The following is an 8,995-nucleotide window of genomic DNA, read 5'->3' on the forward strand; positions in this document are numbered from 1 at the left end:
CATCTGGTGACTGAAACTCCGCATTCGCGAGCAAGCCCGCTCCCACATTGGTTATGCGGCGTCTGTCAGAGCGACTCCAGGCACCCTGCCAAGTCATTCCCCAGCTTCTCCAGCACCTGCTCATACCCCTGAGCCGTCGCCGGCGTGTAGCCGCCCAACGCATCCAGCTCCGCCAGCTTCACCGGCAAACCCGCCACCAAGGTTTCCGCCAGGCGAGGGCGCAACGGCGGCTCGCTGAACACACACGTCTTGCCCACTTCCTGCAAACGCGTGCGCATCGCCGCCACATGCTGGGCGCCTGGCTGCACTTCTGCGGCAACGCTGAACACACCCGTGTGCTTGAGGCCGTAGGCATCTTCGAAGTAGTCGAATGCCTCATGGAATACGAAATACGGCTTGCCGGCGACATCCGCCATACGTGCTTTCAAGCGCGCATCCAAGGCGTCCATACGGCCATCAAAGGCCTTCACGTTGCTCTGATAACGCTCTGCGTTGGCCGGGTCTGCAGCGCTGAGGTCCGCTGCCATGCGGTTGGCGATTACTCGGGCGTTGACCGTCGACAACCAAAGATGCGCGTCCAGGCTTCCCGGACGATGATCGTGATCATGTTCGTCGGCATCTTCGGTATGGGAGTGGCTGTCTTCGGTGAACCGGCGCAGTTTCATCCCCGCAAGGTCCTGCACCGCCACCGTCGGCAAGGTACGGCCTTTCAGGACTCGCGGCAGAAAGGTTTCCATGTCCGGGCCAATCCAATACAGCAGGTCCACCGACTGCACGCGCCGTACGTCGGATGGACGCAGCGCATAGTTATGCGGCGAGGCGCCCGGCGGCAGTAATACCTCGGGAACCGCCACGCCGTCCTGCACGGCAGCGGCAATCAGCTGTAACGGTTTGATGCTGGTCAGCACCCGAACCTCCGCCTGAGCGGCACCGGCAAGCAGCAAACTGGTGACAAATACGACAAAAACGGGAAAAAGTCTGGACACGATGACCACTCAAGGAGGCAGGAACAGGTAACATAATAACGTCTCTCACAAATATCTGTCGCCGCTCATGCCTAAAACACCGCTTGCCAGCCGTCCCCACGACCACTCTCACTGCGTGCACACCGCGCTGTCAGAGGCCGACGCATTGTGCGCGCGCCAAGGCCTGCGCCTGACCGCCCTGCGTCGCCGGGTGCTGGAACTGGTGTGGCAAAGCCATAAGCCGCTGGGTGCCTACGACATCCTCGGCGTACTCAGCGAGCAGGACGGCCGCCGCGCCGCGCCGCCCACGGTGTACCGCGCGCTGGACTTCCTGCTGGACAACGGCCTGGTGCACCGCATCTCGTCGCTGAACGCCTTTGTCGGCTGCAACCACCCGGAGCACGCGCACCAAGGCCAGTTCCTGATTTGCCGCGAATGCCACGCCGCCATCGAACTTGAGCAAAAAAGCATCAGCGACAGCATCATCAAGAGCGCCGGCGACGTCGGCTTCAAGGTCGAAGGGCAAACCGTCGAAGTGGTCGGTGTGTGCTCGGGCTGCCAGGGGGCTTGATGAGCACTGCGTTAATCCGCCTGGAACAGGTCGGGGTCACGTTCGCCGGGCAAAACGTGCTGGATAACATCGCGCTGAGCGTCGAGCCGGGGCAGATCGTCACGCTGATCGGCCCCAACGGCGCCGGCAAGACCACGCTGGTGCGCGCCGTGCTCGGCCTGCTCAAGCCCGACAGCGGCAGCGTGTGGCGCAAGCCGAAGCTGCGGGTTGGCTACATGCCGCAGAAGCTGCATGTAGACCCGACCTTGCCCCTGTCGGTGCTGCGCTTCCTGCGCTTGGTTCCTGGTGTTGACCGTGCCCGCGCACAGTCCGCGCTCAAGGAAGTCGGCGCCGAACAGGTGATCGACAGCCCGGTACAAAGCATCTCCGGCGGCGAAATGCAGCGTGTGCTGCTCGCCCGCGCCCTGTTGCGCGAGCCGGAATTGCTGGTACTCGATGAACCCGTGCAAGGTGTCGACGTGGCCGGCCAGGCCGAGTTGTACAGCCTGATCACCCGCCTGCGGGACCGCCATGGCTGCGGCGTGCTGATGGTCTCCCACGACCTGCACTTGGTGATGAGCACCACCGACCAGGTGGTGTGCCTCAATCGCCACGTGTGCTGCTCCGGCCACCCGGAACAAGTCAGCGGCGATCCGGCTTTCGTCGAGCTGTTCGGCAAGAACGCCCAAAGCCTGGCGATTTATCACCACCATCACGACCACGCCCATGACCTGCATGGCGCCGTAGTTGATGACCCCACCGCACCCCATACCCACGTTCATGGAGATAGCTGCAAGCATGGCTGATTTTCTGCTCTACGCCCTGCTGGCAGGCTTGGCTTTGGCGCTGGTGGCGGGTCCACTGGGCTCGTTCGTGGTCTGGCGGCGCATGGCCTATTTTGGCGACACGCTGTCCCACGCCGCGCTGCTGGGCGTGGCCATGGGCTTTCTGCTGGATGTGAGCCCGACCATTGCCGTCACCGTCGGCTGCCTGCTGCTGGCCGTGTTGCTGGTGACCCTGCAACAGCGCCAGCCGCTGGCTTCCGATACGCTGCTGGGCATCCTGGCGCCAAGCACGCTGTCCTTGGGCCTGGTGGTTCTGAGCTTCATGCATGAAGTGCGCATCGACCTGATGGCCTACCTGTTCGGCGACCTGCTGGCAATCAGCCCCACCGACCTGGCCTGGATTCTCGGCGGCAGCGCGGCAGTGCTGGTGTTGCTGGTGACGCTGTGGCGCCCGCTGCTGGCGATCACCGTCCACGAAGAACTGGCCACTGTCGAAGGCTTGCCCGTGGCGGCGCTGCGCATGACCCTGATGTTGCTGATCGCCGTGGTGATTGCTGTCGCGATGAAGATTGTCGGCGTATTGTTGATCACATCGCTGCTGATCATCCCGGCGGCTGCGGCCCAGCGTCATGCCCGCTCGCCGGAGCAAATGGCGGTCGGCGCCAGCCTGCTGGGGATGCTTGCGGTGTGTGGTGGCCTGGCGCTGTCATGGTTCAAGGACACCCCGGCCGGGCCGTCGATTGTGGTCACGGCGGCCGCCCTGTTTCTGCTGAGTTTTGTCCTGCCCCGTCGTGGGGTGTAGACTTGCTCGCTTTTTGCGCAATTAGAGAGTCGCAGGAATGAAGCTGTTCAACGCCCGTTATCTGCTCCTTGCCGCATTTTCCTTGCTGCTGGGCGCCTGCCAAAGCACCCCGCCCGCCGCCCCTGAGGCCCCGGACGCACGTGCTGCGGCCATCGCACAGCTGGAGCAAAACCTCGCCAGCAGTGAACTGGCCACCGCCGAAGATGAGCTGGCCGCCTTGCAGGCCCAATCGCCCAACGACCCGGCGCTGGAGCCTTATCAGCGCCAACTGGCCGAAGCCTATTTGCAGCGCAGCCAGATCGTTCTGCAAAAAGGTGACGTCAATGCAGCCGCCACGGCCCTGAGCCGCGCCCGTGCATTAATGCCCAAGGCGCCGGCGCTGACCGGTGGCGTCAACAGCGCGATTACCCACGCCCGCAAGGTCGAGCTGGATAAAGCCGAGGCTGCGTTGAAAGCCGCTGAAGCCAAGCCACCCGCCAAGGTCATCGACCCGGCAGCACCCAGTACCACGGTTGCGCTGAACCTCACCGATATTGAGGCGCTGCGCCATCAACTGGATGAGATCGCCACCGATGTGGTGAATTACCAGTGTGATGTGAGCATCCAGGCACCGCGCACCGAAGATTACCCATGGCTGGCCACGTTGCTGACCAAACGGGTGAAGCGCATCGATTCGGGGTATGACTTGAAGATTCACCGGCAGATCCTGAAGAAGGTACCAGCGCAGGTTGTGTTGATTCCGCGTAAGACTGAATAACGCCATTCGCGAGCAAGCCCGCTCCCACATTTAACCGAGTTCCACCTTTGGAATGCGGTCAAATGTGGGAGCGGGCTTGCTCGCGAAGGCGGTCTAACAAACAACCGATAACTTAAGCCGGAACAGCTTTAGCCTTCGGCTCCCGATCCCAGACCCGATGCTGGGCAATCGCCGCAAAAAACGCCTTCAACGCCTTCGCATCGCCGCCCACTATCAGCCCCGCATCCGCCTCAAGCTTCAGCACATCCAGCAACTGCTTCGCCTCACCGGCCAAGGCAATCGCCTTCAGGTGCTTGTACGCCTCCAGCAGGTAATGCAAAGCAACGCCGTCGCCACTCAGTGCCTGCACCGACTTGGCCCCGCCCGGCACAAACACAGCATCGAACGCCACTGAAGGCAAACCTTCCATTGACGCATCCACCGGCAGGCTCTTGCCATCTGCCGTCGTCACCGGTGCCGATGTCGGCCCGAGCAGCTTCGCGTGCGCACCTTCGGCTTCCAGCGCCGCCTTCAAGGCAGCAATCGCCGCACCATCAACGCCGTTGGCGGCCAGAATCGCCACCTTGCGAGTCTTGATATCACCCGACAACAAGTTGGCCTGGCTCAACGCCGGCGAACGTTCCGGAGACGTCTTGCGCTCCGGCACGGTGCCTTTCTTCGGCGCCGGCAAGCCCAGGTTCTGCGCCACGCGCTTGGCCAGCTCCAGGTCGATGTTGGCGAGGATCTCGTTCACCTGCCGCGCCCGGATGAATTCACGCTCCACCTTGCCCAGCTCGAAGCTGTAGGCCGCAATGATGTGCTCCTGCTCGTGCTTGCTCATGCTGCGGAAAAACAACCGCGCCTGGGAGAAGTGATCACCGAACGACTCGCTGCGCTCACGGACCTTGTGGGCGTCGACTCGCTCCGGATAGGTCTCAAAACCGCCGTCTTCGGCAGCAGGCGGCGTCTCTTTCGGCCAGCCGCCATCAATCGAATTCGGCTCGTAGGACGCACGCCCCTTGTCGATGGTGGTGCGGTGCATGGCATCGCGCTGGCCGTTATGGAACGGCGCCACCGGACGGTTGATCGGCAGCTCGTGAAAGTTCGGCCCACCCAGTCGGCTGATCTGCGTGTCGGTGTAGGAAAACAACCGGCCCTGCAGCAGCGGGTCATTGGAGAAGTCGATGCCCGGCACGATATGCCCTGGGCAAAACGCCACCTGCTCGACCTCGGCAAAGAAGTTGTCCGGGTTGCGGTTCAGCACCATCTTGCCCAGCGGCGTGATCGGCACCAGCTCTTCGGGAATCAGTTTGGTCGGGTCGAGAATGTCGAAGTCGAACTTATGCTCGTCTTCTTCGGCGATGATCTGCACGCCCAATTCCCATTCCGGGTAATCGCCGCTTTCAATGGATTCCCAGAGGTCGCGCCGGTGGAAATCAGTGTCTTTGCCCGCCAGCTTCTGCGCCTCGTCCCACACCAGGGAACAAGTGCCGACTGTCGGCCGCCAATGGAATTTGACGAAGTTGGATTTCCCCTCGGCATTCACCAAACGGAAGGTATGCACGCCAAAACCCTGCATGGTCCGCAGGCTTTTCGGAATCGCCCGGTCAGACATGGCCCAGATCACCATATGCGCCGACTCTGGCTGCAGCGAAACAAAATCCCAGAACGTATCGTGGGCCGAGCCGCCTGTAGGAATCTCGTTATGCGGCTCAGGTTTTACCGCATGCACGAAGTCAGGAAACTTGATCGCGTCCTGAATGAAAAACACCGGCATGTTGTTACCCACCAAGTCGAAGTTGCCCTCGTCGGTGAAGAACTTCACGGCAAAGCCACGCACGTCACGCACGGTATCACCCGAGCCGCGAGGGCCCTGAACCGTAGAGAAACGCGCAAATACCGGGGTTTTGTGTTCAGGGTTACGCAGGAACCCGGCCTTGGTCAGCGCCGAATGGTTTTCATAGGTCTGGAAATAACCATGGGCACCGGTACCCCGGGCATGAACGATGCGTTCCGGGATGCGCTCATGGTCAAAGTGCGTGATTTTTTCACGCATGATGAAGTCTTCCAGCAGCGAAGGACCACGGGAGCCGACCTTCAAGCTGTTCTGGTTGTCGGAAACCTTCACGCCCTGGTTGGTACGCAGCGCCTGGCCGGTAGCGTCGGAGCGAAATGTTTCCAGGCTTTGCAGCTTGGCGTTGGTATTGCCACGGTCCAGAGTGTCGGTACCCGCAAGTTCGCTCTTGGGCGGGGTGACTGGCTTTTTAGTGCTCATCAGACAAAAACTCCTCGTTTGCGTAGGCCAGAGCGATCCCCGGCTCTTCTTGAGCAAAACCCCAGGCACGGCACCTGGGAATTTCGAGTTGCTTATGTAGTGACTGACACGGTTTTGTACCGTTCCTTTTTTATGACCTTTGATCGCGTTATTGCCAAATCGCTGGTCGGATGAGAAATAAATGCTAAGAAACGCTATACGGACAGGCTAAAATGCGCGCCCGGCTAACCGCTGATCCCATTTTTAATGCGCCCCACAAGGTTCGCTACGTGATCGAGTTTCATAACGTCCATAAAACCTACCGGGTCGCCGGTAAGGATATCCCCGCACTGCATTCCACCAACCTGCGCGTCGAAAATGGCCAGGTGTTTGGTCTGATCGGCCATTCCGGTGCGGGAAAAAGTACTTTGCTGCGCCTGATCAATCGCCTGGAAGAACCCAGCGGCGGCCAGATCAAGGTCGATGACGAAGAAGTCACCGCCCTCGACGCCAACGGCCTGCGCCGTTTCCGGCAACAGGTCGGGATGATCTTCCAGCACTTCAACCTGCTGGCATCCAAGACCGTCGCCGACAACGTGGCGCTGCCGCTGACCCTCGCCGGCGAACTTTCCCGCAAGGAAATCGACGTGCGCGTGGCCGAACTGCTGGCCCGGGTTGGCCTGTCCGACCATGCCAAGAAGTACCCGGCGCAGCTTTCCGGCGGCCAGAAGCAGCGCGTCGGCATCGCCCGCGCCCTGGCCACCAAGCCAAAGATCCTGCTGTGCGACGAAGCCACCAGCGCCCTCGACCCGCAAACCACGGCCTCGGTCCTGCAACTGCTGGCCGAGATCAACCGTGAGCTGAAGCTGACCATCGTGCTGATCACCCATGAAATGGACGTGATCCGCCGGGTCTGCGACCACGTGGCCGTGATGGACGCGGGCGTGATCGTCGAGCAAGGCACCGTCGCCGACGTGTTCCTGCACCCCAAGCACCCGACCACCAAGCGTTTCGTGCAAGAGTCCGAGCAGGTCGACGAAGGCGAGCAGCGTGATGACTTCGCTCACGTACCGGGCCGTATCGTGCGCCTGACGTTCCAGGGCGAAGCGACCTACGCACCACTGCTGGGTACCGTCGCCCGTGAAACGGGTGTGGACTACAGCATCCTTGCCGGTCGTATCGACCGCATCAAAGACATTCCCTACGGGCAACTGACCCTCGCCGTCACCGGTGGTGACATGGAGGCCGCGTTCGCCGCCTTCACCGCCGCAGACGTCCACATGGAGGTGCTGCGCTAATGGAAATCTTCTTGAGCTTTTTCTCGAACATCGACTGGTCCGAAATCCTGCTGGCCACCGGCGACACCATGACCATGCTGCTCGGCTCGCTGCTGTTCACCGTGTTGTTGGGCCTGCCGCTGGGCGTGCTGTTGTTCCTGTGCAGTCCGCGCCAGCTGTTCGAACAAAAAGGCCTGTACGCGATGCTGTCGCTGATCGTGAACATCCTGCGTTCGCTGCCGTTCATTATTCTGCTGATCGTGATGATTCCGTTCACGGTGCTGATCACCGGCACCTCGCTGGGGGTTGCCGGTGCGATTCCGCCGCTGGTGGTGGGGGCCACGCCGTTCTTTGCACGCCTGGTGGAAACCGCACTGCGTGAAGTGGACCGCGGGATTATCGAAGCGACCCAGGCCATGGGCGCCACTACCCGGCAGATCATCACCAACGCCTTGCTGCCCGAAGCCCGCCCCGGCATCTTCGCGGCGATTACGGTGACGGCGATTACACTGGTTTCCTACACGGCCATGGCTGGTGTGGTGGGTGCTGGTGGCCTGGGTGACCTGGCGATCCGCTTCGGTTATCAACGCTTCCAGACCGATGTGATGGTGGTCACCGTGGTGCTGCTGTTGATCCTGGTACAAATTCTGCAAACCGTCGGCGACAAGCTGGTGGTGCACTTTTCTCGAAAATAACGGCTATTGCCGGCGCGAAGCCGGCCAATTCCCGAACAAGGAGCTTGTTGAATGAAAAAACTACTGGTTGCTTTCGCCGCCGTTGCCGCGTTCTCCGCCCACGCCGCCGAAACCCTGACCGTGGCCGCATCCCCGGTGCCCCACGCTGAAATCCTCGAATTCGTGAAGCCGGTTCTGGCTAAAGAAGGCGTGGATTTGCAGGTCAAAGTCTTCACCGACTACGTCCAGCCAAACGTACAGGTTGCCGAAAAACGCCTGGACGCCAACTTCTTCCAGCACCAGCCGTACCTGGATGAATTCAACAAAGCCAAGGGCACTCACCTGGTGAGCGTCGGCGCTGTTCACGTCGAGCCTTTGGGCGCCTACTCCAGCAAATACAAAACCCTGGCCGAACTGCCAAGCGGTGCCAACGTCGTGATCCCGAACGACGCCACCAACGGCGGCCGTGCGCTGTTGCTGCTGGCCAACAACAAGCTGATCACCCTGAAGGACCCGACCAACATCCTGTCGACCATCAAGGACATCACTGAAAACCCGAAAAACCTGAAGTTCCGCGAGCTGGAAGCCGCCACCCTGCCGCGCGTGCTGACCCAGGTCGACCTGGCGCTGATCAACACCAACTACGCGCTGGAAGCCAAGCTGGACCCGTCCAAGGACGCACTGGCCATCGAAGGCAAAGACTCGCCTTACGTGAACATCCTGGTGACCCGCGAAGACAACAAAGATTCGGATGCGGTGAAGAAGCTGGTAGCAGCCCTGCACACCCCGGAAGTGAAAGCATTCATTGCCGAGAAGTACAAAGGCGCGATTCTGCCGGCGTTCTGATTCAGGGCCGAAACCCCGATCGATCGTTCCCACGCTCTGCGTGGGAATGCATCCTGTGACGCTCCGCGTCACGACCTTAAAAGCGGACGCAGAGCGTCCAGAGCGG

At 61.1% G+C, this 8,995-nt stretch carries 9 protein-coding genes; 7 read left to right on the top strand and 2 right to left on the bottom strand.

Going from position 1 to position 8,995, the window contains the following annotated elements:
• Positions 1-65 precede the first annotated feature (65 nt).
• The gene (locus tag SNL23_RS07860) at positions 66-995 is read right to left on the bottom strand and encodes a zinc ABC transporter substrate-binding protein (RefSeq protein WP_076013321.1); all 930 of its coding nucleotides are present in this window, start codon (positions 993-995) and stop codon (positions 66-68) included.
• 58 nt (positions 996-1,053) lie between these two features.
• Here SNL23_RS07860 and zur point away from each other — a divergent pair, with 58 nt between their 5' ends.
• From zur to SNL23_RS07880, 4 genes are read left to right on the top strand one after another with little or no spacing between them, the layout of a single operon-like run.
• Complete coding sequence (gene zur / locus SNL23_RS07865; protein ID WP_026078035.1) at positions 1,054-1,536, top strand: zinc uptake transcriptional repressor Zur; 483 nt, start codon at positions 1,054-1,056, stop codon at positions 1,534-1,536.
• The gene (gene znuC, locus SNL23_RS07870; protein ID WP_318301966.1) at positions 1,536-2,321 is read left to right on the top strand and encodes a zinc ABC transporter ATP-binding protein ZnuC; all 786 of its coding nucleotides are present in this window, start codon (positions 1,536-1,538) and stop codon (positions 2,319-2,321) included. Before zur ends, znuC begins: the two co-directional genes overlap by 1 nt.
• On the top strand, positions 2,314-3,102 hold the full coding sequence (znuB, locus tag SNL23_RS07875) for a zinc ABC transporter permease subunit ZnuB (RefSeq protein ID WP_010168631.1): 789 nt from the start codon (positions 2,314-2,316) through the stop codon (positions 3,100-3,102). The genes znuC and znuB overlap by 8 nt, the downstream gene beginning before the upstream one ends.
• Positions 3,103-3,139: 37 nt before the next feature.
• On the top strand, positions 3,140-3,859 hold the full coding sequence (locus SNL23_RS07880; protein WP_076013318.1) for a PA5502 family lipoprotein: 720 nt from the start codon (positions 3,140-3,142) through the stop codon (positions 3,857-3,859).
• A 112-nt stretch (positions 3,860-3,971) separates the two neighbouring features.
• On the opposite strand, the gene katE is transcribed toward SNL23_RS07880, so the two are convergent.
• Complete coding sequence (katE, locus tag SNL23_RS07885) at positions 3,972-6,113, bottom strand: catalase HPII (RefSeq protein ID WP_167664647.1); 2,142 nt, start codon at positions 6,111-6,113, stop codon at positions 3,972-3,974.
• Positions 6,114-6,382: 269 nt separating this feature from the next.
• Between katE and SNL23_RS07890 the strand changes: the two genes are divergently transcribed.
• The 3 genes from SNL23_RS07890 to SNL23_RS07900 are packed head-to-tail and all read left to right on the top strand — an operon-like array spanning position 6,383 to position 8,889.
• Positions 6,383-7,390 carry a methionine ABC transporter ATP-binding protein gene (locus SNL23_RS07890; protein ID WP_076013316.1) on the top strand — a complete coding sequence of 336 codons (1,008 nt, stop codon included), beginning with the start codon at positions 6,383-6,385 and terminating at the stop codon, positions 7,388-7,390.
• Positions 7,390-8,064 carry a methionine ABC transporter permease gene (locus tag SNL23_RS07895; RefSeq protein WP_318301967.1) on the top strand — a complete coding sequence of 225 codons (675 nt, stop codon included), beginning with the start codon at positions 7,390-7,392 and terminating at the stop codon, positions 8,062-8,064. The genes SNL23_RS07890 and SNL23_RS07895 overlap by 1 nt, the downstream gene beginning before the upstream one ends.
• Before the next feature lie 51 nt (positions 8,065-8,115).
• Complete coding sequence (locus SNL23_RS07900; protein ID WP_076013315.1) at positions 8,116-8,889, top strand: MetQ/NlpA family ABC transporter substrate-binding protein; 774 nt, start codon at positions 8,116-8,118, stop codon at positions 8,887-8,889.
• Positions 8,890-8,995: the final 106 nt, after the last annotated feature.

It is taken from the genome of Pseudomonas sp. SED1 (assembly GCF_034044025.1).
Taxonomy (GTDB): Bacteria; Pseudomonadota; Gammaproteobacteria; order Pseudomonadales; family Pseudomonadaceae; genus Aquipseudomonas.